Source organism: Leifsonia sp. GW821-FHT13C05 (assembly GCF_058806515.1).
In genome coordinates, this window is sequence record NZ_JBXAPT010000002.1 from 308,927 (window position 1) to 329,157 (window position 20,231).

At 71.2% G+C, this 20,231-nt stretch carries 21 protein-coding genes; 9 read left to right on the forward strand and 12 right to left on the reverse strand.

Annotated features, from left to right (window positions below; translation table 11 throughout):
• Window positions 1-88 precede the first annotated feature (88 nt).
• From AC1ROC_RS08055 to AC1ROC_RS08080, 6 genes are all read left to right on the forward strand, one after another.
• Window positions 89-472 carry a hypothetical protein gene (locus AC1ROC_RS08055; protein ID WP_085370551.1) on the forward strand — a complete coding sequence of 128 codons (384 nt, stop codon included), beginning with the start codon at window positions 89-91 and terminating at the stop codon, window positions 470-472.
• A 118-nt stretch (window positions 473-590) separates the two neighbouring features.
• The gene (locus AC1ROC_RS08060) at window positions 591-1,040 is read left to right on the forward strand and encodes a hypothetical protein (RefSeq protein ID WP_492999339.1); all 450 of its coding nucleotides are present in this window, start codon (window positions 591-593) and stop codon (window positions 1,038-1,040) included.
• Between the two features lie 53 nt (window positions 1,041-1,093).
• On the forward strand, window positions 1,094-1,684 hold the full coding sequence (locus AC1ROC_RS08065) for an RNA polymerase sigma factor (RefSeq protein ID WP_492999341.1): 591 nt from the start codon (window positions 1,094-1,096) through the stop codon (window positions 1,682-1,684).
• Complete coding sequence (locus AC1ROC_RS08070) at window positions 1,681-2,292, forward strand: hypothetical protein (RefSeq protein WP_492999343.1); 612 nt, start codon at window positions 1,681-1,683, stop codon at window positions 2,290-2,292. Before AC1ROC_RS08065 ends, AC1ROC_RS08070 begins: the two co-directional genes overlap by 4 nt.
• 33 nt (window positions 2,293-2,325) lie before the next feature.
• The gene (locus tag AC1ROC_RS08075) at window positions 2,326-3,891 is read left to right on the forward strand and encodes a phytoene desaturase family protein (protein WP_492999345.1); all 1,566 of its coding nucleotides are present in this window, start codon (window positions 2,326-2,328) and stop codon (window positions 3,889-3,891) included.
• 1 nt (window position 3,892) lies between these two features.
• Window positions 3,893-4,333: an SRPBCC family protein gene (locus AC1ROC_RS08080; RefSeq protein ID WP_492999347.1), complete on the forward strand. Its 441-nt coding sequence runs from the start codon at window positions 3,893-3,895 to the stop codon at window positions 4,331-4,333.
• Between the two features lie 5 nt (window positions 4,334-4,338).
• Here AC1ROC_RS08080 and AC1ROC_RS08085 read toward each other — a convergent pair whose 3' ends face one another.
• From AC1ROC_RS08085 to AC1ROC_RS08135, 11 genes are all read right to left on the reverse strand, one after another.
• Entirely contained in the window at window positions 4,339-5,121 is a 783-nt protein-coding gene (locus AC1ROC_RS08085) for an alpha/beta hydrolase (RefSeq protein ID WP_492999349.1), read from the reverse strand.
• Window positions 5,122-5,131: 10 nt separating this feature from the next.
• Window positions 5,132-5,944 carry an HpcH/HpaI aldolase/citrate lyase family protein gene (locus tag AC1ROC_RS08090; RefSeq protein WP_492999351.1) on the reverse strand — a complete coding sequence of 271 codons (813 nt, stop codon included), beginning with the start codon at window positions 5,942-5,944 and terminating at the stop codon, window positions 5,132-5,134.
• A complete protein-coding gene (locus tag AC1ROC_RS08095) occupies window positions 5,941-7,134 on the reverse strand; it encodes a CaiB/BaiF CoA transferase family protein (RefSeq protein ID WP_492999353.1) in 1,194 nt (397 codons plus the stop codon). Before AC1ROC_RS08095 ends, AC1ROC_RS08090 begins: the two co-directional genes overlap by 4 nt.
• Entirely contained in the window at window positions 7,131-9,104 is a 1,974-nt protein-coding gene (locus tag AC1ROC_RS08100; RefSeq protein WP_492999356.1) for an SUMF1/EgtB/PvdO family nonheme iron enzyme, read from the reverse strand. Before AC1ROC_RS08100 ends, AC1ROC_RS08095 begins: the two co-directional genes overlap by 4 nt.
• Before the next feature lie 67 nt (window positions 9,105-9,171).
• On the reverse strand, window positions 9,172-10,137 hold the full coding sequence (locus AC1ROC_RS08105; protein ID WP_492999357.1) for a ribokinase: 966 nt from the start codon (window positions 10,135-10,137) through the stop codon (window positions 9,172-9,174).
• Window positions 10,134-11,582, reverse strand: a complete 1,449-nt coding sequence (locus tag AC1ROC_RS08110) for an ADP-ribosylglycohydrolase family protein (RefSeq protein ID WP_492999359.1) — start codon at window positions 11,580-11,582, stop codon at window positions 10,134-10,136. Before AC1ROC_RS08110 ends, AC1ROC_RS08105 begins: the two co-directional genes overlap by 4 nt.
• Complete coding sequence (locus AC1ROC_RS08115) at window positions 11,582-12,733, reverse strand: ADP-ribosylglycohydrolase family protein (RefSeq protein ID WP_492999361.1); 1,152 nt, start codon at window positions 12,731-12,733, stop codon at window positions 11,582-11,584. The genes AC1ROC_RS08110 and AC1ROC_RS08115 overlap by 1 nt, the downstream gene beginning before the upstream one ends.
• Before the next feature lie 65 nt (window positions 12,734-12,798).
• Complete coding sequence (locus tag AC1ROC_RS08120; protein ID WP_492999364.1) at window positions 12,799-14,094, reverse strand: ABC transporter substrate-binding protein; 1,296 nt, start codon at window positions 14,092-14,094, stop codon at window positions 12,799-12,801.
• Between the two features lie 56 nt (window positions 14,095-14,150).
• The gene (locus tag AC1ROC_RS08125; protein WP_179150844.1) at window positions 14,151-15,095 is read right to left on the reverse strand and encodes a carbohydrate ABC transporter permease; all 945 of its coding nucleotides are present in this window, start codon (window positions 15,093-15,095) and stop codon (window positions 14,151-14,153) included.
• A complete protein-coding gene (locus AC1ROC_RS08130) occupies window positions 15,092-16,048 on the reverse strand; it encodes a carbohydrate ABC transporter permease (protein WP_085370564.1) in 957 nt (318 codons plus the stop codon). The genes AC1ROC_RS08125 and AC1ROC_RS08130 overlap by 4 nt, the downstream gene beginning before the upstream one ends.
• Window positions 16,045-17,118, reverse strand: a complete 1,074-nt coding sequence (locus AC1ROC_RS08135; protein WP_492999366.1) for a LacI family DNA-binding transcriptional regulator — start codon at window positions 17,116-17,118, stop codon at window positions 16,045-16,047. Before AC1ROC_RS08135 ends, AC1ROC_RS08130 begins: the two co-directional genes overlap by 4 nt.
• A 139-nt stretch (window positions 17,119-17,257) precedes the next feature.
• Here AC1ROC_RS08135 and AC1ROC_RS08140 point away from each other — a divergent pair, with 139 nt between their 5' ends.
• The 3 genes from AC1ROC_RS08140 (at window position 17,258) to AC1ROC_RS08150 (ending at window position 19,302) form a co-directional block, all read left to right on the forward strand.
• Window positions 17,258-17,530, forward strand: a complete 273-nt coding sequence (locus AC1ROC_RS08140; RefSeq protein ID WP_085370566.1) for a DUF2277 domain-containing protein — start codon at window positions 17,258-17,260, stop codon at window positions 17,528-17,530.
• Window positions 17,531-17,630: 100 nt separating this feature from the next.
• The gene (locus AC1ROC_RS08145) at window positions 17,631-18,107 is read left to right on the forward strand and encodes a GNAT family N-acetyltransferase (protein ID WP_492999369.1); all 477 of its coding nucleotides are present in this window, start codon (window positions 17,631-17,633) and stop codon (window positions 18,105-18,107) included.
• Between the two features lie 52 nt (window positions 18,108-18,159).
• Entirely contained in the window at window positions 18,160-19,302 is a 1,143-nt protein-coding gene (locus tag AC1ROC_RS08150; RefSeq protein ID WP_492999371.1) for a S1C family serine protease, read from the forward strand.
• Between the two features lie 55 nt (window positions 19,303-19,357).
• Here the strand turns inward: AC1ROC_RS08150 and AC1ROC_RS08155 are convergent, their stop codons facing one another.
• On the reverse strand, window positions 19,358-20,116 hold the full coding sequence (locus AC1ROC_RS08155; protein ID WP_492999373.1) for an IclR family transcriptional regulator: 759 nt from the start codon (window positions 20,114-20,116) through the stop codon (window positions 19,358-19,360).
• Window positions 20,117-20,231 lie beyond the last annotated feature (115 nt).

A 20,231-nucleotide genomic window follows, 5' to 3' on the forward strand; every position in this document is an offset into this window, starting at 1 on the left:
ATGCGCTGATGAACACTCTGTTCACGTTTTTTTGTCTGATGAAACAACTGTTCACATCGAGTTAACCTCGCACGATACGCTCATCCTCATGGCCAAAGCGCACGACTTCTTCATCCTCGGCGACCACGAGAGCGGCAAGCACCTGGTCGCATCCGCACTCCAGAGCGAAGGGTTCACCGTCACGACGACGCCGACCGGCGGCCTGCTCGCCAAGCGCGGCAGCACGACGGCGACGGTGCTCCTCGGCGGTCTCGCCGGGAACAACTTCCAGATCACCTTCACCGTCGACTTCATGGTCGACGAGCAGGGCAGGCTGGTCGCCCGCCTGAACCGCAACATGTCCGGCGGAGCCCTCAAGGGCGGCGCGATCGGCGCGTCGAAGACCGACACGGCGTTCCAGCGCACGGCCAACACCATCGGCGCTGCGCTGCACGGCGCTGGGACGCTCGCGGACAGCATCTCGCAGGTCTGAGGGCGGTACCCCTCCGACTGCTGCGACCGTCGGGAACCGTTTCGGCGGTGCGGACATTACCGTTGTGCATCCTGATCCGGATGCTCCGTTTGCAGCAGTCACTTATCGGGGGTACATCGTGAAGACACACACATCCACGGCCAGGGCGGCACTCGCCGCGTCCGCTGTCGTTCTCGCCGTCCTCGGCGCACTCTCGGGATGCGCGGGCTCGGCCCCAGCCGCATTCCACGATCCGAGCGCGTCAGCGATCGGCGCCAGCACCAGCACCACGCCCACACCAACCCCCGCCGCCCCCTCACCAGACGACCCCATCGACGCCCTCACCGCGTGGCACGCGTGCGCCGTGCTCGGCCTGGAGAACTACGTGGCGCAGAACCCGGGGGCGGCGCTGCATCCGTACGACGCCTCCGTCCCGTCGACTAGGAACGCCGACGGCAGCTTCCAGGCGATCGCGTCCTTCTCCCTGCCGAAGCCCGTCGAGGGTGCGAAGAGCATCGTCTACATCTGCACCATCGGCGGGACCCTCGGCAATCCCACCCTCCTGAACGTGACGACCAAAGACGTTTAGGCTGGCCGGTCGCGTGACGGGAACCGTTTCGCCGATGCGGACATTATCTGAGTGTGACGACCGATGACACCGAGGAGCTGGGGGTGATCCCGACGACTCGACGCGACGATCCGGAGGCGTTCGGGGAGTTGTTCGACCTCCACCGCGATCGCGTGTTCCGGCACGCCCTCCGGCTGACGCGCTCGGTGCACGACGCCGAGGACGTGACGGGCATGGTGTTCCTCGAAGCCTGGCGCCGCCGCGACGCGATGCGGGAGGTGGACGGGTCGGTGATCGGCTGGCTGCTGGTCACCGCGAACAACGTGAGCAGGAACTTCGCCAGGTCGAGCCGCCGCTACGCGCACGTGCTCAGCATCCTTCCTGCGCAGGGGACCACCCCCGATCACAGCGAGGCGGTGGATGACCGGCTCGACTCCGACGTGCAGCGGAACGCCCTCCGCGTCGCGCTCGCTCAGCTGCCGAAGCGCGACCTGGATGTGCTGTCGCTGTGCGTGATCGAAGAGCTCAGCACCGCTGAGGCCGCCGCCGTGCTCGGCGTGGCGCTCGGCACCGTGAAGTCCCGGCTGTCCAGGGCGAAAGCACGACTCGGCGGGTTGCTCGCCGAAACGGCCCCGCTGACCCAGACGGAAGGAGGCACCCGATGAACGACGACCGGCCACTCGACGACCAGCACTTCGACGACCAGCACCCCGACGACCCGCAGTTCGACGACCGTCGCAGCGCCGCCTGGCGCAATGCCATCGTGGAGTCCGCCCGCGCCGACCTGGCCAGGGGCGGACACGGCAGAAAACACGTGTGGACCGTCGTCGGCCTGGTGATCGCCGCGCTGGTCGTGTCCGGCAGCGGTGTCGCGTACGCGCTCAGCACCACGATCCTGTCCGACCGCTCCGCCCCGGCGACGTCCAGCGCGACCGCGACGCCGACCCCGGAGGAGAGGGACACCCCGACCGTCATCCCCGCACCCGTCACCCCGACCGTGTCGCCGGACGACCCCATCGACGCACTCGGCGCGTGGCAGGCGTGCGCCGACGTCGGCGTCGAGCACCTGACGGGGGATGGCCCTGACCCCGTGCTCACCCCGTACGACCCTGCCGACCCGCCGACCAGGAACGACGATGGGACGTACCGGGCTGTCGTCGCGTTCACCCCTGCCGTGCCGACCCCGGGTGTCGGCAGCATCGTCACCATCTGTACCGTCGGCGGAACCAGGGGCGACCCCGTCATTCTGGACTGGACGACCAAGGACATCTGACCGCGTTCGCCAACGAGGGGTATACAGGGAGGCATGAGTTCCACACCACCGGATGCGATCGTCATCGGTTCCGGACCCAACGGCCTCGCCGCCGCCGTCACGCTCGCCCGCGCCGGCCTCGCGGTGCGCGTGTACGAGCGCAACGCGACGGCGGGCGGCGGCACGCGGACCGAGGAGGTGACGCTTCCCGGATTCCGGCACGACATCTGCTCCGCCGTGCATCCATTGGCTTTCGCGTCCGGGTTCTTCCAGCGGTTCGGGATCGAGGAGCGGGTGCCGTTCATCGTGCCGACCGCGTCGTACGCGCATCCTCTGGACGGCGGGAGAGCTGCCGTCGCATACCGGGACTTCGAGCGAACGGTGGATGCGCTCGGCGTCGACGGGCCCGCATGGCGCCGGATGCTCGGGCCGCTCGTGCGGAACGCGGACGCCGTCGCGCAGTTCACCGGCTCCCAGCTGTTCCAGGTGCCCCGCCACCCACTCGTGGCCGCCAGGCTGGGCGCGACGATGCTGGCGCAGGGCGGGCCGTGGTGGGATGCGTTCTTCCGCACCGAGGCGCCGGGCGCGTTGCTCACCGGGGTGTTCGCGCACTCCACCCTCCCGTTGCCGAGTCTCGCGGGTGCGGCCGCCGGGCTGACGCTCGCGACGTACGCGCACGCCCGCGGCTGGCCCATCCCGGTGGGAGGGAGCCAGTCGATCGCGGATGCGATGGTCGCCGACATCGTCGCGCACGGCGGGGAGGTGGTCACCGGCACGGAGGTCTCCAGCCTGGCCGAGCTGCCCGATGCCCGCGTGGTGCTGTTCGACACCGGCGCGGAGGCTGCCGCCCGCCTGGGCGAGGACCGGCTGCCCCCGTCGTATCTGCGCCGCATCGCCGCGTTCCGTAACGGCAACGGCGTCTCGAAGGTCGACTTCGCGCTGTCCGGGCCGGTTCCGTGGGCGAACGCGGAACTCACCGAGTCCGCCACCGTGCACCTCGGCGGGACGCGCGCCGCCGTCGCCCGCTCGGAGCGCGAGGTCGCCGCCGGTCGGCACAGCGACGACCCGTATGTGCTGGTGTCGCAGCCGTCGCTGTTCGACAGCACCCGCGCTCCGGCCGGGAAGCACGTCCTCTGGGCATACACCCACGTGCCGGCCGGGTCGCCCGTGGACCAGACCGAGGCGATCACGCGCCAGATCGAACGGTTCGCGCCCGGCGTCCGGGATCTGATCCTCGGCAGCGCGCACAAGACCGCCGTGGAGATGGCCGCGTACAACCCCAACTACGTCGGCGGGGACATCTCGGCGGGAGCGCCCAGCCTGCGGCAGCTGATCGCCCGGCCGGTGGCCTCCCCCGACCCGTGGCGGATGCCCGGCCGCGGACTCTACCTCGCCTCCGCCGCCGCGGCCCCCGGGCCCGGCGTGCACGGGCTGGTCGGGTACTACGCCGCCCGCAGCGCGCTGCGACACGAGTTCGGGATGCGCACCATGCCGTCGCTCGCGCCCGACGACCTGAACCGGGATGCGCTGCACGGGTCGACCCGTCCTCGCCTCGACCCGACCGGCCCCATCGACCCCGCCGAAGCGTCGCTCCGGCCCGACGGACTCCCGGAGCAGTGACATGTCTGTGACCGTGCGCGCACTCGACTGCACCCCCGAGCAGGTCTTCGCCGTGCTCGAAGACCCGTGGGTCTATCCGACCTGGGTGGTCGGGGCGTCCAGGCTGCGCGCCGCCGACCCGACGTACCCGCGCCAGGGCGCCCGCCTGCACCACTCGATCGGCGTCTGGCCGTTCGTGCTCGACGACGAGACGGTGGTGGACACCTGGGATGCGCCGCGGCGCATGGTGCTGGAAGCCAAGACCCGGCCGTTCGGCAGGGAGCGCGTGATCATCGACGTGAAGCCGCGCGGCACGGGCTGCGTCGTACGCATGGAGGAGTACCCGATCGGCGGCCCGGCCCGGCTCATCCCGCGCCCGATCGCCGACCTCATCCTGCACATCCGGAACGTCGAGACGCTCCGCCGCCTCGAATACGTCGCCAGGGGCCGCGCCGCCGAATAATCGACTCAGCGGAGGAAGAGCGGGCGGAGGGCGTCGAGGAGGGCGGGGCGCCAGACGGTGAAGTCGTGGGCGCCGGGGTACGTGCGGGCGTGGACGGTTATGGCGGGGGTCGCGCGGGCGCGGCGCGCGATGGCGGCGGTCTGAGGGCCGATGGCGAGCGCATCCGGAGCACCGGGATGCGGCTGCTCGGCGTCGCCGGCCGCGAGCACGAGGTCGAGCGGCGGGCCCTGGAACGCGTCGAGCATGGCGCGCGGTCCGAGGGCGCGGTAGCGGTCTGCTTCGTAGAGCGCGTCCCCCACTCCGAACGCGCCGTGCTCGCGCGCCGACGACCCGGCCGGCGGCTCCGGATCGTACGCGGCCGGGCTGAGCGCGACCGCCCGCCCGAACAGCTCCGGATGCGCGAGGCCGAACCGCAGGGCGCCGAACCCGCCCATCGAGTATCCGGCCACCACACGGGATGCGCGCCCCGCCACCGCGATCCCATCCGGCAGCTGCGCCTCGGCGTGCGCGACCAGGTCGCGGGTGAATGCGGTCTCGACGGGTCTGCCGTCTCGGTGGGCGGAGTCGACGTAGTATCCGGCGCGGTCGCTCCACGGCGCATCCGGGAGCACCGCGATCAGAGGAAGGGCGAGCAGGTCGTCGATGACGGGAGCCCACGACTCCGCGCTGTCGCCGCGGCCGTGCAGCAGGTAGACGATCGGCAGCGGGCCGTCCGCGCGCTCCGGCGTCAGCAGCGCGTACGTCAGCGGCCCGGTCGCGGGGCTGACGAACGAGCGCTGTTCCAGCATCGGCTCTGCCTCAGCGGCCGGGCTGCGCGGCGAGGATGCCGCGGGCGCGGCCGAGCATGGCCGGATCGACCATCTCTCCGGAGTCCAGCGTCGCCACCCCTCCGCGGTCCACCGCGGCGACCACCGCGCTCGCCCAGGCCAGGTCGGCCTCGCTCGGCGCGAACACCGCGGCGATCACGGCCAGCTGAATGGGGTGCACGGCCGTGCGGCCGAACCAGCCGAGCCGCGCCCCGCGCTCGGTGTCTGCGCGGAGGCCGTCGAGATCCCGGATGTCCGGGTACGCGGACAGCATCGGCGCCGGCAGCCCGGCCGCGCGGGCGGCGAACAGCAGGCGCGTCCGCGCGTAGTCGATCACGGTGGCGTCCCGGCTGCCGACGTCGCTCGCGAGGTCCGACTCCCCGAGGGCGAGCGACACGACCCGGGGATGCGCGGCGATGGCCCCCGCGTTCTCGACGCCGAGCGCGGACTCCACCAGGGCGGCGACGGGCAGGTCTCCCGCGACCGCGACCACTCTGTCGATGTCCGCGGCGCTCTCCACCTTCGGCACCCGCAGCTCGACGGCGGCGCCGAGGTCGCGCAGCGCGGCGAGCTCGTGGTCGGCTCCGGCGTTCACCCGTACCTGGATGAGCGGACCACCGGATGCGCGCCCGCGCAGCCACGCCGTGACAGCATCCAGCGCCGCCGGCTTCGCCTCTGGTGCGACCGCGTCCTCCAGGTCGAGGATGACGAGGTCCGCTCCCGTTGCGACCGCCTTGTCGAAGCGGTCCGGCCGGTCGCCCGGCACATACAGGCCGGTGACGATCCGTCGCTCGTCCGTCGTCATCGCACGACCCCCTTCTCCCGCAGGGCGTCCAGCTGTTCCCTGGTCACGCCGATCTCCGCGAGCACGTCGTCGGTGTCCCGGCCGTGCTGCCTCCCCGCCCAGCGGATCGCGCCCGGCGTTCCGGAGAGCCGGAACAGCACGTTCTGCATCTTCACCGGCCCGAGTTCGTCGTCGTCGACCGTCTGCACGGTGCCGATCGCCTGGTATTGCGGGTCGGAGAGGATGCCGCGCACGTCGTAGACCTGCGCGATGGCGGCCTGCGCCTGCTCGAACTCGCGGACGACCTCCTCGGTGGGGCGGGCCGCGATCCAGGCGGCGACCGCCGCATCCAGTTCGTCGGCGTGCTCCGCCCGGCTGTGCCCGGTCGCGAACCACGGTTCGTCGATCACGTCCGGCCGCCCGACGAGCCGCATCACCCGCTCTGCGATGGACTGCGAGCTGGTGGACACCGCCACCCAGTCCCCGTCGGCTGTGCGATAGACGTTGCGGGGCGCGTTGTTGACCGAGCGGTTGCCGGTTCGCGGCTGCACGGCGCCGAGCTGGTCGTATGCGGTGATCTGGCCGCCGAGCAACATCAGGATCGGCTCGATGATGGCGAGGTCGATCACCTGCCCGTGCCCGTCCCGCTCCGCAGCGCGCAGCGCGACCATCACGGCGTACGCGGTGGACAGCGCGGCGATGCCGTCTGCCAGCCCGAACGGCGGGAGCGTCGGAGGGCCGTCCGGCTCGCCGGTGAGCGCTGCGAAGCCGCTCATCGCCTCCGCCAGGCTGCCGAACCCCGGCCGCCCGGAGTACGGGCCGAACTGGCCGAACGCGGTGACCCGCGCGATCACGAGCCGCGGGTTGGCCGCGTGCAGCGCATCCGGGCCGATGCCCCAGCGCTCGAGGGTGCCCGGCCGGAAGTTCTCGATCAGCACGTCAGCGTCCGCGGCGAGCGCGAGCAGCAGCTTCGCGCCCTCCGGCGATCCGAGGTCGATCGTGACCGTGCGCTTGTTGCGCCCGAGCGTCTTCCACCAGAGGTTCACGCCGTCCTTCGCCGGGCCGTGCCCGCGGGCGGCATCCGGCCGGGTGGGATGCTCGACCTTGATCACGTCGGCGCCGTAGTCGCCGAGGAAGGTCGCGGCAAGGGGCCCGGCGAACAGGGTCGACACATCCAGGACGCGGAGGCCGTCGAGGGCGGGCGCGGTCATCGGTCGCCCTCCAGGTCCCCCGCTACGTCCCACGCCAGCCGGAATCCGATGCTGCTGGAGCGCTCGACGCCGAGGCCGGGAAGCAGGAACTTGAGGCTGAACGTCGCGTCGCGTCGTCCGCCGTCGGTGTACCAGTCCGAGCCGGTCGTGACGTGGTCGCTGCCGCCCTTCAGCATCACGAACCGGGTGATGCCGTCGGTGTGCTCGCTCTCCGTCCAGTTCCACACGGCCGGTTCCGCCCTGCCGAACCCCGGCTGCTCGGCCGCGAGCTGCCACTCGAACTCGTCGGGGAGCCTGGCGCCCGCCCAGGCCGCATACGCGCGGGCGTCCGCCAGCGAGACGCCGGTCACGGGTCCAACGCCGGAGGCGGCGCCCACCAGGAACCGGGCCGCGACCGGCGGCCGGTATCCGGTCTCCTCCACGAATGCGCGGAACTCGGCCGCCGTGACCTCGCGGGCCGCGACGGCGACGCGGCCGCGGATGGTGACCGTCAGCGTCTCGCTCCGGTCGTCGTGCAGCCGGGGAGGCAGCGGCTTCCACTCCTCCACATACGGCGCACCCTGGTAGAAACCGGTCTCGCGGCGGCGGAAGGTCACGGTCAGCTCGCGCGTCCCCTGCTCGACGACGACCGCATCCGCCGGGATGCGCGTCGCAGGCGCGAGCGCGGGAACCGTGCGCACCGCGTCGCGCGCCGGGAACCGGGCGTCGCCTGCTTCGTTGTCCGCGGCGGTGTCCGCCGCGGCAGCCAGCAGCAGCGACTCCGGATGCGCGCCCCCGGCAGCGACCTCGATCACCCCGGTCACACCCCGCGCGGGCACCCGCACCGTCGTCACGTTGGCCACGCCCCCAGTCACGTCGTGCCTGCGCGCACCCGCTGCCGCGGGCTCGGCGAGGGGATCGCCCGTCCAGTCGGCGTCTCCGCGGTTCACGACCGTCCAGAGCGTCACGCCGTCCGCGGCGAACCGGGACACGTAGATCCCGGCCGCGAGCGCGGCCTCCGTCGCGCCGAGCAGAGGGGACCACTCGCCGTCCACCAGTAGGTCGCCGTACGCCCGCTGCACCCGGAGCATCCTCCGCAGGGTGGCCTTGTCGCGCTCGTTCCAGCCGACCCACACCCCGAAGACCGCATCCCACACCAGCAGACCGGTGCCGTTCATCCACGCCGACTGGAGCTCGTCGCTGTGGTCGCGGTTCCAGCGGCGGGTCGAGTGCATCATGTGCCTGCGCTCGAACCAGTGCGCCCGCATCACGCCGGGCGCCGCCGAGTCGGAGAACCACTGCGCCCAGCTCAGCTGGTGGTCCTGGATGCGCTGGTTCGGCACCCGGGATTCGCCCTCCAGCACCTGCGGCGGCGTGGCCTGCAGCAGGGCGTCGATGAGGCGGGCGTCTCCCTCTTTCATCGTGTCGAGGAAGACGCCGTCGACGCCGAGCTCCCCGACGATCGCCGCCAGCTCCTCCGGGTCGGCGTGCTGGGCGCGGCGCGTGCCGGTGTCCCAGGGGTTGTAGTCGATGAACACGCGGACGCCACGGTCGTGGAAGGCCGCCACCACCGCATCCAGGCCGGGCACGTCCCGGTAGAAGTCGAACTGGTTGCGGTCGTCGATGCCGATGACCGGGTACGCGTGCCAGAGCACGACGCCGTCGAAGCCGCCGTGGTCCGCTGTCGCCGCGAGGAAGGCGTCGACCGTGAACTCCTGGCGTTCGTGGTCGAACAGCCGCTCGTCCCAGAGCCAGATCTGCGCGACGCTGTACGCGCGGCGGGCCCAGCCGGTCGCCGCGCGCTCGTACACGGCGCCGTCGTAGTCGAGACGGGCCCGGGCCTCGTCGCGCCAGGCGGCCAGGTCGGAGCGCCAGGCCGGCCAGTCCGCCGGATCGTCGGGGGCCGCGAAGATCTTGGCGATGTCGCCCACCGCCGGGTCGATGGCGCCGCCGCGCGGCAGCACAGTCGGCCGGTCGATCGCGCGCGGCACCAGCGGATCGAAGTCGTTGGTGTTCTCCTCGTCCGGGTCGAACGCGGCGACGGGAGCGGGAGCCTGGTCAGCTGGCCGAGTGGAAATCGTGAATCTCCTCGAGAGTGGGGATGGACGGAACGGCGCCTGCGCGCTGTACAGAGAGAGCGGCTGCGACCGTCGCGAACTCGGCGGCGCGCACAAGCGTGCCGAGGTCGGGGCGGGCGCCGGCTGTGCTTCCGGATCGCTCGGCGGGGCCGCGGCGGCGGTCGAGTTCGGCGACGAGGGCGCCGCAGAAGGTGTCGCCCGCTCCTGTCGTGTCGACGGCCTGGACGCGGAGCCCCGCGACGTGTGCAGGCGGCTCGTCCGGCACGCGCACGACGGCGCCCTGGGCGCCGAGCGTGACGATGACGGCGAGGCCGAGCCTGCTGAGCACCCCGGCGAGGTCTTCGCCGCTCGCGTCGTGCAGGGGCTCGCCGGACAGTTCGGCGGCGAGGTGCGCCGCCTCGTGCTCGTTCACCACGAGCACGTCCACGTCGCCCAGCAGAGCGGAGGGCAGCGACCGGATGGGCGCGGCGTTGAGCACCACGGTCGTCCCCGCGGCGTGCGCGACGGCTGCGGCCTCGGCCACGGTGGCGAGCGGCGTCTCGAGCTGCAGCAGGAGCACGTCGGCCGCCGCGACGAGGTCGCGCTCCGCCTGGTCGAGGCGGTCGAGCATCCCGTTGGCTCCTGAGTCGACGACGATGGCGTTCTCCGCTCCGTCGTCGACGGTGATGATGGCGGTGCCGGTCGGGGCGTCCACCCGGCGAGCGCGCAGGTCGACCCCCGCGTCGGCGAGGCTCGCGATAAGCCGCTCGGCCGCAGCATCCCTGCCGAGTGCGACGACGAACGCCGACGGAGCACCCGCCCTGGCTGCGGCGATCACCTGGTTGTTGCCCTTGCCGCCCGGAGCGGAGTCCGACCCGAGCGCGAGCACCGTCTCGCCGGGCGACGGGATGCGCTCGACGCGGTAGACGAGATCCAGGTTGGCGCTGCCGACGACCACGACGCTCATCGCGTGGGCTCCGTGCGCTTCTGACGCTCCGGGTGCTCCCCGCCCTCCGCCAGGCGCAGCGTGCGCGCGGCGAGGTCGCTGAACCGCACCCCGGAGAACCCGGGAACGCTGGTGGCGAGGGTGTCGTGCAGCGGGTCGATCCAGCGCGCGGGGAGCGCACGGGCGCCGGTGACGGCTCCCGCGATGGATCCGGCGGTCGCGCCGACGGAGTCCGTGTCCCAGCCGCCGCTGACCGCCAGCGTGATCGTCCGCTCGAAATCGCCTGCGCCGCGGGTGAGCGCGAACGCCAGCACGGCGGAGTTGCCGAGCACGTGCACCCAGTGCAGGTGCCCGAACTCGGCGTGCAGCGCATCCACGGCCGCCTCGTCGTCGAGGTCGCTCGTGCCGAGTTCGACGCCGCGACGGATGGCGGCGGCGTACCTGCTGCCGGTGGGCACGACAGACAGCCCTGCCCGGATCGCCTCGGCGACTCTGGCTTTGGGGACGCCGTCTGCGACGACCGCGGCCGAGCAGGCCGCCGCGGCGAACATCGCGCCGTAGACGCCGTTGCGCGCGTGGCTCAGGCGGGCGTCCGTCCAGGCGAGACGTGCGGCGGCGACCGGGTCGCCGGGGTGCGCCCAGCCGTACACATCGGTGCGGATCTGCGCGCCGATCCAGTCCCGGAACGGGTTGCGCGCCGCGGCGGCCTGCTCCGGCTCGTAGCCGTCGAGCAGGTTGCGGTAGACCACCCGCTCCGCGGTGAACACGCGGCCGCCCGGCAGGCTGTCCAGCCACGCCTGGGCGACATCGTCGGTCGTGAAGGCGTCGCCCGAGCGTTCGAGCAGGCCGAGCGCGATCAGCGGGAAGTTCAGGTCGTCGTCCTCCGGCATCCCGTCGATGTTCTCGACGAGGCTGGTCGGGCGGCTGCGTCTATTCCACGGGTAGCGCGCTGCGACCTCGGGGTCGAGCCCGACCTCGGTGAAGTACGACCGCAGTGGCCAATTGCCCGTCGACCGCGCGATGGCCCTGATGCCCTCCAGCGAGATCTTCTCCACCGGCTTGCCCAGCAGGCATCCGGATGCGCGGCCCAGCCAGGCGCCCAGGATGCGGTCGCCGAGGTCGCCGGGGTCGCCGGGGTCGCCGGGCCCTGCGGAGCGACCGCCGTCGGCCTCACCTGCCGCGCCGACCGGCGACGCCGCCAGGATCGCGTCGAGCGCATCCGGTTCCGCCGCGAGCAGCGCAGCCGGGTCGTCGCGCTGGTCGATCTCCGCCAGCAGCTCCCTGGCCAGCGCCACCAGCGCCGGGGGCGCAGGCTCCGCCGTCGCGCCGCTGACCGCCGCCGTCGGCGCGCCGCCCGCCGCCTCCCACCGCTCCCGAAGCTCGGCCACCGGCCGCCCGTCGAGCTCGGCGGCGACCAGCGCGTGCGGCAGCAGGTCCTCCGGCTGCGTCCAGCTGAGCCTGAGCACTACGCCACCTCGAGGTCGGCGGCGAAGGCGTCGCGCACGGACTCCACCGCGCGGGCACGGGCAGCGTCCGCCGCCCAGACCTCCCGCGCGACGGACGCGATGACCGGTCCCGTCGCCGTGATGTCCATCCGGCTGCCGTCGCTCACGCCGTCGATCCACTCGGAGGGCACCACGTCCACCCCGCCGAGAGCACCGGCGATCGAGCCGGCCATCACGGCGATCGAGTCGGAGTCCCTGCCGTAGTTGATCGAGCCGAGCACCGCCTCCCGGTAGTCGCCCTGCGCCGCCACGAGCATCCCGAGCGCCACCGGCAGCTCCTCGATCGACTTCGTCCTGCTCGGGATGCGCGCATCCTTCGCGGGCTGCCGGTACTGCGGGCCGACCGTGTCGAACGGCTCGACCGCGGCGCGGAGCACGCCGAGACCGGAGCGCCAGTCCGTCACCGTCGCCGCAGCGTCGACGACGGCCTCGATCGCGTCCCGGGTGCCGTCCTTCGCCAGCCGGAGCGCCGTCTCGACGACGCTGCCGACCGACGCGCCTGGACGCATCGCCTCGGCGACGGCCGCGGCGTAGACGCCCGCCGCCTCGCGGCCGTAGCTGGACTGGTGCGCCCCCGCCACGTCGATGGCCTCCGCGTACGCCGCATCCGGGGCCCCGGCGTTGACGATGCCGATGGGGGCGACGTACATGGTCGCGCCGCAGTTGACGATGTTGCCGACCCCGGCCTCGCGCGGGTCGATGTGCCCGTAGTGCAGCCTCGTCACCAGCCACTTCTCCGCGAGGAAGATGCGGTGCAGCAGCAGTCCTTCCGACTCGAACTCCGGAATCCAGCGCTTCTCGCCGATCAGCAGCGGCACCAGGTGGTCGGCGATGGCGTACGCATCCAGGTGGTCGCGCACGGTGTCGTAGACGTCGACGAGCGCGGTCGTCATCAGGGTGTCGTCCGTGACGTGCCCGTCGCCCTTGTGGTACGGCGCGATCGGCCTGGCGTTGCGCCAGTCCTCCAGGAACGGCGGGACGATGCCGGTGATGAAGCCGTCGTAGCGCTCCTGGATGGCCTCCGGCGTGTTGCCCTCAGCCGCTCCTCCGAGCGCGTCGCCGACAGCCGCTCCCGCGAGTGCCCCCGTCGCCTTCATCACCAGCGCGTCCATCGATCCTTCTCCTTGTTTCCGTTGTTCTCTGTCGCCGTGTTCAGCAGGTCAGCAGGCCGGCCAGGTCAGCCGACGGCCGACCAGCCGTCCGTCAGCTGCTTTTTGAGCTCGTCCAGCGAGATCGAGTTGGCGAAGTACTTCTGCAGGGCGGGAGTCGCGTACTGGTCCTTCCACTGCGGGTAGTTCGTCGCCCCCTGGAACGGAGCGGCCTTCAGCGCCTCGCCCGACTTCAGGATGGCCTCCCAGCCGTTCTTGCCGGAGGTGTCCTTCGCGACCTGGTCGCGCGCGGCGGCCGATGCCGGGATCAGCCAGTCGCCCTCTGCGAGCTTCGCCTGGTTGGCCGCATCCATGAAGTAGTTGATGAACTTGGCGGACTGCTCGATGTGCTTGCTCTGCGCGGAGACGGACATCGTCTGCGGGTTGGCTGCCTGAGCGGCGCCGTCCGAGCCGGCCAGCGGCGGGAGGACGGCCCAGTTGAAGCCGGCGGGCGCGGACTCGGTGATCTGCTGGGCGACGTAGTTGCCGCCGACGTACATCGCGTACTTGCCGCCGAAGAAGCCGGGAAGCACATCCGTGCCGCTCTGCGTCAGCGAGGTCGGGTCGAGCGACTTGTCGGTGTACGCCATCTCGTTGATGCGCTTCGGCACCTGCAGCTCGTCGTCGCCGACCTTGATCGTGGACTTGCCGTCCTTGTTGGTGAAGAAGGTGCCGTCGAAGCCGAGCGCCAGGTTCATGACGGTGGCGGTGGGCTGCTTCAGACCCCATCCCGTGCCGAAGTTGCCGCCCGAGGTGAGCTTCTTCGACAGGTCCTGGAAGTCGTCCCAGCTGAGCGTCTTGCCGCTCGGGACCTCGGCGCCCGCCGCCTTGATCGCGTCGGTGTTCGCGAAGACCACGTACGACTGCAGCAGCGTCGGCGCCGCCACGATCTTCCCGTCTCCGGTGGTGACCGAGCTCCAGACGTCCTTGGAGACCTGCTTCTTGACGTCGGCGTCGAGGTATTTGCTGAGGTCGGCGAGGTAGCCCTGGTTGGCGAAGCCCATGATGTCCGCCGACTCGTCGTGGATGATGTCCGGGGCCGTACCGCCCTGGAACTGCGTGACCAGCTGGTCGTGCACGTTGTCCCAGCTGCCCTGGCGGAGCTTCACCTGGATGTCCGGGTTCTTCTTGTTCCAGGAGTCCACGATCTCCTTGGTCGCGGCGACCGTGGTGTCCTGGTAGGCCAGCGACTGGAAGGTCAGGGTGACCTTGCCGCCGCTGGAGGCGTCCGAGCTGCCAGACGTGGAGCATCCGGACAGTGCGAGCGACGCGGCCACGATGCCGGCAACCGCAACGCCCAGACGGGCGAAGGTTGTTGTGCGCATTGCACACCTCTTTCTGTTGATTCGACTCTCGATGTGGTGGGGGTGATGCGGGTGTTCTAGCCCTTGACGGCTCCGCTGAGGAGACCGGACGTGAGGCGTTTCTGGATGAGCATGAAGAAGACCAGGCTCGGGATGGTCGCGAGCAGCGAGGCGGCGGCGAGCTGCCCGAGCTGCACCTGGCCCTCCGCACCGACGAAGCGGGCGAGCGCCAGCGGCAGGGTCTGCAGGTTGGGGTCCTGGATGAGCACCAGGGCGAAGAAGAACTCGTTCCACGCCGAGATGAACGTGAACAGGCTGGTGGCGACGAGCCCGGGCGCGAGGAGCGGGAGCACGATGGAGCGCAGCGTGCGGAACCGGGTGGCTCCGTCCATCGCTCCGGCCTCTTCGAGCTCGACGGGGATGCCGGCCACGTAGCCCTGCAGCATCCAGAGCGCGAACGGCAGCGACCACACCGTGTAGACGAGGATCAGCCCGAACAGGCTGTTGATGAGGCCGATGTTCTTCAGCACCAGGAACAGCGGAATGATGATCAGGATGAACGGGAAGACCTGGCTGAGCAGGATCCAGCCGGTCGCGAGCCCGCGCAGCTTGGTGCGGAACCGGGCGAGCGCATATGCGGCAGGCAGTGAGATGAGCGTCACCAGCACCGTGGTGCAGACGGCGACGATCAGGCTGTTGCCCGCGGCCGTGAACAGGTTGGCCTTCTCGATCGCCTGGGCGAAGTTGTCCCAGTTGAGCGTGGACGGGAAGAACCCGGGGTTCGGCGACTGCAGCTCGCGCGGGGTCTTGAACGCGGCCGTCAGCAGGAACAGCAGCGGGAACCCGAGGAAGACGATGTACGCGAACAGCGCGAGGTACTGCAGCGGGCGGCCGATCATCCTGCCGCGGCGCAGCGACCCGCTCTGAGACGACTCCGGCTTACGGCCGCCCTGGCGCTGGCGCTGGACCTGGTGCTGGCCCTCCGCCGCTGTGTTCTGGATGCTGGTGTTCGTGGCGCTCATGAGTTCCGGCTCCTCATCTGGCCGCGCAGGTAGGCGAACAGGAAGATCGCGATCACCACGACCATCACGTTGCCCATCGCGGCGGCGTACCCGAAGTTGCCGTACCGGAACGCCTCGTTGTACGCGAACAGCATCGGCAGCATCGTCGTGCCTCCCGGCCCGCCCGCCGTCAGCACGTAGACGAGGGCGAACGAGTTGAAGTTCCAGATCAGGTCGAGCGTGGTGATCGCGACGATGATCGGGCGAAGCGCAGGCAGCGTGACGTGCCAGAACCTGCTCCACGTGCCCGCGCCGTCGATGGCTGCGGCTTCGAGCAGCTCGGTCTGCACGCTCTGCAACCCGGCCAGCAGGGTGATGGTGGTCTGCGGCATCCCGGCCCAGACGCCCACGATGATCACCACGGGCAGGGCGATGGATGCGTTCCCCAGCCAGTTGATGTCGCTCGGCAGCCCGACGGCCTTCAGCATCTGGTTGATCGGCCCGTAGCTCGGGTTCAGCATCAGGCGCCACATGATCGCAATGATCACCGGGGGCATGGCCCACGGCACGAGGGCGAGCGTGCGGGCCAGCCAGCGCAGCCGGAGATTGAGGTTGAGCAGCAGGGCGAGGCCGAGCGAGGCGAGGAACTGCAGGATCGTGACGCTGAACGCCCAGACCAGCCCGATGCCGAACGAGTTCCAGAACAGCTGGTTGGAGCCCAGCTTGACGTAGTTGTCGACGCCGTTGAAGTTGACGGGCAGGTTCAGTCCGGCGCGCGCATCGGTGAAGCCGAGGAAGATGCCCTGCACCAGCGGGTAGACGCTGAACAGCACGACGGGGATGAGCGCGGGAAGGACGAGCAGCCAGGCGTCGCGGCCGCTTCCGCCCGCGGGTCCGCCGCGGTTGCGGCGGCGGCGCTTGGGGGTCTTGGCTGCGTCGCCGGGGGCGAGGATCACGGGGGCGGAGGTGGTCATGCCTGCACCTCCTCGGTGGTGGTTGTGTTGGCGGCGGCGGCGGGGGCGTTGGTGCTCTTCCCTCCGACGACGGACGACTCGCGCACCGAGAGCGTCGGCTCGATCACCACCTGCTTGACCGCAGCATCCGGGTTGGCGAGGCGACGCAGCAGCAGCTTCGCCGCCGCCTTCGCGCGCTTGCCAGAACCGAGGTCGACGCTGGTGATGGACGGGTTGGCGAGCTCGGCGGCGTCCGTGTCGTCCATGCCGACCACGGCCACGTCCTCCGGAACGCGCACGCCGCGGCTGGTCAGTTCTTTCAGCGTCGCGACGGCGAGGAGGTCGTTGGCGCAGACGATCGCATCCGGGGTCGACTGGCGCAGCAGCTTCGCGGCGGCCTTGCGACCGGCCTTGTACGTGAAGTCGGACGCCGCGACCTGCACGTCGGCGCTCGTGCTGAGTCCGAAGCGCTCGATCGCGGTCAGGTACCCGCTGAGACGGGCGGCACCAGGAACGGTGTCGACGGGGCCGTTGACGAACGCGATGCGCTTGCGTCCCTGGCCGACGAGGTGCTCGACGGCCAGGCCGATGCCCGCGACGGAGTCGGCGCGCACGTTGTCGAGTTCGACGCCCGCCGGGAGAGAACCGATGATGACGATGGGGAGGCGGCTGGCGCGCAGCGCATCCACCAGGGGCTCCGTCACGCGCAGCGGGCTGAGCAGGAGCCCGTCGACGAACCCGCGGTTGAGGCTGCTGAGCAGGTCGATCTGGTCCTGCGGGTCGTTGCCGGTCGAGGAGAGCACGAGGCGGTAGCCCGCCTTGGAGACGACGCGGGAGACCTCGTGCATCATCGCCACGTAGACGGGGTTTCCGACGTCGGCCACGGCGAACGAGATCTGGTCGGTGCGGCCGACCTTGAGGGAGCGTGCTGTGGCGTCCGGGACGTAGCCGAGCGCATCCGCCGCTTCGCGCACCTTCGCGGTGAGCTGGGGAGAGGCCGGCAGCCCGTTGAGCACCCGGGAGACCGAGGCGATCGAGACTCCCGCGCGCTCCGCCACGAGGACGAGCGTCGACTTCCTGCTCTCAGCCATGGTGCTCCCTGCATCATCGAAGGTGGGTTTCGTAAACGTTTACAAGAACGTTTACAGAGACTATAGGCGCTCGCCTCGCCACCTGCAAGCCGAGCAATCGCCCGACCATTCGGCGCAGCGGCGGCGTACCCTGGTCGGCATGTGCCGGAACATTCACACGCTCCACAACTTCGAACCGGCCGCGACGAGCGACGAAGTCCACGCGGCCGCCCTGCAGTACGTGCGCAAGATCAGCGGAACGACCAAGCCGTCGAAAGCCAATGCAGAGGCCTTCGACCGCGCGGTCGCCGAGATCGCCCACCTCACGCAGCACCTCCTCGACGACCTCGTCACCAACGCGCCGCCGAAGAACCGGGACGAGGAGGCCGCGAAGTTGAAAGAGCGGTCGGCCAGGCGGTTCGCGGCGGCCTGAGGCGTCGGCGCGCGCATCCACCCGGTGCGCCGCGCGTCCGCCGTGCGCGCTGCTCGGCGCGCGCATCCACCGCCGCCGCGGGCTCGATACGATCGTGGGCATGCACACCGCGCTCGCCGCAGAACCACCTCGCACGCCCGACGTGGAGGAACTGCTGCGCCTCGGCGACGAGTTCACCTTCGCGCTGTACCCGGCGGACAGCTGCTATCTGCTCGACGTGTCCGAGCTGGAGGCGCCCGGCGTGACCGTGTTCGTCGGCCGCGACGAGACGGGGCGCGCGATCGGCATGGCCGCCCTCGTCGTGAAGCCCGACGGTTCCGCCGAGCTCAAGCGCATGTTCGTCCACCCGGATGCGCGGGGCCGCGGCCTCGCCTCCTCCCTCCTCGCCGCCGTGGAGGGCGCAGCGGTGACGGCCGGTGTCGAGACGCTGCAGCTCGAGACGGGTCCGCTGCAGGATGCGGCGATCGCGCTGTACGAGCGCAACGGGTACACGCGCATCCCGAACTTCGGCCCGTACGTGGGCGACCCGCACTCCGTCTGTTACGCCAAGCGGCTCGCGCAGGCCCGTGTTCTCTAGCGGCGGCGACGCCTGAGCGCTAGCCTGGCGCCATCGAGGGAAGGGGCCGGCGATGAGCGACGAGACGAGGGGCGCGACGCCGCCCGGTGACGACGGTCTCAGCAACACCCCATCCGTCACCCCATCCGTCACCCCGTCCGCCAGCGGCCGCGCCTGGCTGATCGCCGGCTTCGTGACCGCCGCCGCCCTCATCCTGATCGCCGGCGGTTTCATCGCGGGGACCGTCACCACCGTCGCGCTGTCCTCCGGTGCGGGCGGCAGCTGCAACGCCGCCGCGGTCGCCGACCGAGTACTGCCGAGCATCGTCACCATCAACGTCGTCGGCCCGGCGGGTTCGGGGACGGGCAGCGGGCAGGTCATCAGCAGCGACGGCTACATCCTCACCAACAACCACGTCATCTCCCCCGCCGCCTCCGGCGGGAAGCTGACCGTTCGGTTCAGCGACGGCCACACCGCGGACGCCACCCTCACCGGCCGCGACCCGAAGACCGACCTCGCCGTCATCAAGGTGGAGGACGAGAAGTCGCTGTCCGTGATCGCCATCGGCGACTCCGGCCGCCTCGTGGTCGGAGAGCCGGTGGTCGCACTCGGCGCCCCGCTCGGCCTGTCGAGCACCGTCACCGCCGGCATCGTGAGCGCGCTCGGCCGCACCGTTCCCGTGCCGAGCGACGACGATCGCAACGCCATCCTGGTGGGTGCCATCCAGACGGATGCGTCGATCAACCCCGGCAACTCCGGCGGCGCGCTCGTCGACTGCGACGGCCGCCTGGTCGGCGTCAACTCGGCCATCGCGACCGTTCCCGGCGAGGACGGCCAGCGCAGCACCGGCAGCGTCGGGATCGGGTTCGCCGTCCCGCAGGCGCTGGCCATGCCGATCGCGAAGGAGCTCATCGACACCGGCAGTGTCAGTTACCCGACAGCCGGGCTGGATGCGGTCCCCATCCCGCACGCGGTCGCCCAGCACTACGGGTTGAGCGACGGATTGTTCGTCCAGTCGGTGGTTCGCGGAGGCCCCGCTGCGAGCGCCGGCATCCGTCCCGGCGACATCATCACCACCATCGACGGAGCGCCGGCGGTCAGCATCGACGTGCTCACCGCCATCCAGGTCACCAGCAAACCGGGCGACACCGTGAAGGTCGAGTTCGAGCGCGCGGGCGAGCGCCACACCACCACGGTGACGCTGGCGGAGGGGTAGCGGTCAACTGCCCCGGATGCGCCAGGTCAACTCCGCGGCGTCGGCACCGTAGCGGTCAGCTACCCCGGATGCGCCGAGACAGCTCTGCGGCCGCGTCGGCCACCCGGGAGGCCAGCGCATCCCACTGGTCGCGGGCTATATTTTCGCGCGGGAATGTGACGGCGATGCCCGCCGCCGGCCACCCGGCGTGGTCGCGCACGGGCACCGCGACCGAGGCGAAGCCGGGCGTCACCTCGCCGTCTTCGGTCGCGTAGCCGCGCTCGCGCACCTCGGCGACGACCCGCTTCAACTCTCCATAGGTGTGCGGACCGGCGCCGGTGCGGTCTTCGAACGCGGCAGCATCCGGGTAGAGCGCGCGCAGCTGTCCGGCCGGGAGCGTGGCGAGCAGCGCCCTGCCGCTCGCGGTGAGGTGACTCGGCAGGCGGACGCCCACATCCGTCACCAGACGCGGGCGGCGCGGCGCGCGCTCCTCGACGATGTAGACGACGTCTCGCCCGTGCAGCACGGCCACGTGCCCCGACTCGCCGATGCCGTCGACCAGCGAAGCAAGGATCGGACGGCCCAGCCTGCTCAGCGGCTCTTGCCGAGAGAACGCCGAGCTGAGCTCGTACGCGGCCACCCCGAGCCCGTACCGCTTCGCCTCCGGGAAGTGCAGCACGAACCCGTGATCGCCCAGCACCGTCAGCAGGTGGTAGACCGTCGACCGCGGCAACCCCAGCGCCGTAGCCACCGTCGCCGCCGGCACCGGCCCGCGCTGCGCGCTCAAGTACTCCAGTATCCGCAGCGTATTCTCGGCCGCCGGCACCTTACTCACGCGCCCGCCTCCGTTCCGCCCAGCCTCGCCTGACTTGCCCTGCCCCGCAGAGGCTATCGCCCGCAGTGTCTGGGATCCCGGACGGGGATGAGTGTACAGCCGGGACACGCGCCCA

What these genes read in the sequence shown, in the direction of transcription:
- AC1ROC_RS08055 (WP_085370551.1), top strand. Translation starts at nt 89, where the DNA reads ATGGCCAAAGCGCACGACTTCTTCATCCTCGGCGACCACGAGAGCGGC.
- AC1ROC_RS08070 (WP_492999343.1), top strand. Translation starts at nt 1,681, where the DNA reads ATGAACGACGACCGGCCACTCGACGACCAGCACTTCGACGACCAGCAC.
- AC1ROC_RS08075 (WP_492999345.1), top strand. Translation starts at nt 2,326, where the DNA reads ATGAGTTCCACACCACCGGATGCGATCGTCATCGGTTCCGGACCCAAC.
- AC1ROC_RS08080 (WP_492999347.1), top strand. Translation starts at nt 3,893, where the DNA reads ATGTCTGTGACCGTGCGCGCACTCGACTGCACCCCCGAGCAGGTCTTC.
- AC1ROC_RS08085 (WP_492999349.1), bottom strand. Translation starts at nt 5,121, where the DNA reads ATGCTGGAACAGCGCTCGTTCGTCAGCCCCGCGACCGGGCCGCTGACG.
- AC1ROC_RS08090 (WP_492999351.1), bottom strand. Translation starts at nt 5,944, where the DNA reads ATGACGACGGACGAGCGACGGATCGTCACCGGCCTGTATGTGCCGGGC.
- AC1ROC_RS08095 (WP_492999353.1), bottom strand. Translation starts at nt 7,134, where the DNA reads ATGACCGCGCCCGCCCTCGACGGCCTCCGCGTCCTGGATGTGTCGACC.
- AC1ROC_RS08105 (WP_492999357.1), bottom strand. Translation starts at nt 10,137, where the DNA reads ATGAGCGTCGTGGTCGTCGGCAGCGCCAACCTGGATCTCGTCTACCGC.
- AC1ROC_RS08115 (WP_492999361.1), bottom strand. Translation starts at nt 12,733, where the DNA reads ATGGACGCGCTGGTGATGAAGGCGACGGGGGCACTCGCGGGAGCGGCT.
- AC1ROC_RS08120 (WP_492999364.1), bottom strand. Translation starts at nt 14,094, where the DNA reads ATGCGCACAACAACCTTCGCCCGTCTGGGCGTTGCGGTTGCCGGCATC.
- AC1ROC_RS08125 (WP_179150844.1), bottom strand. Translation starts at nt 15,095, where the DNA reads ATGAGCGCCACGAACACCAGCATCCAGAACACAGCGGCGGAGGGCCAG.
- AC1ROC_RS08130 (WP_085370564.1), bottom strand. Translation starts at nt 16,048, where the DNA reads ATGACCACCTCCGCCCCCGTGATCCTCGCCCCCGGCGACGCAGCCAAG.
- AC1ROC_RS08135 (WP_492999366.1), bottom strand. Translation starts at nt 17,118, where the DNA reads ATGGCTGAGAGCAGGAAGTCGACGCTCGTCCTCGTGGCGGAGCGCGCG.
- AC1ROC_RS08140 (WP_085370566.1), top strand. Translation starts at nt 17,258, where the DNA reads ATGTGCCGGAACATTCACACGCTCCACAACTTCGAACCGGCCGCGACG.
- AC1ROC_RS08145 (WP_492999369.1), top strand. Translation starts at nt 17,631, where the DNA reads ATGCACACCGCGCTCGCCGCAGAACCACCTCGCACGCCCGACGTGGAG.
- AC1ROC_RS08150 (WP_492999371.1), top strand. Translation starts at nt 18,160, where the DNA reads ATGAGCGACGAGACGAGGGGCGCGACGCCGCCCGGTGACGACGGTCTC.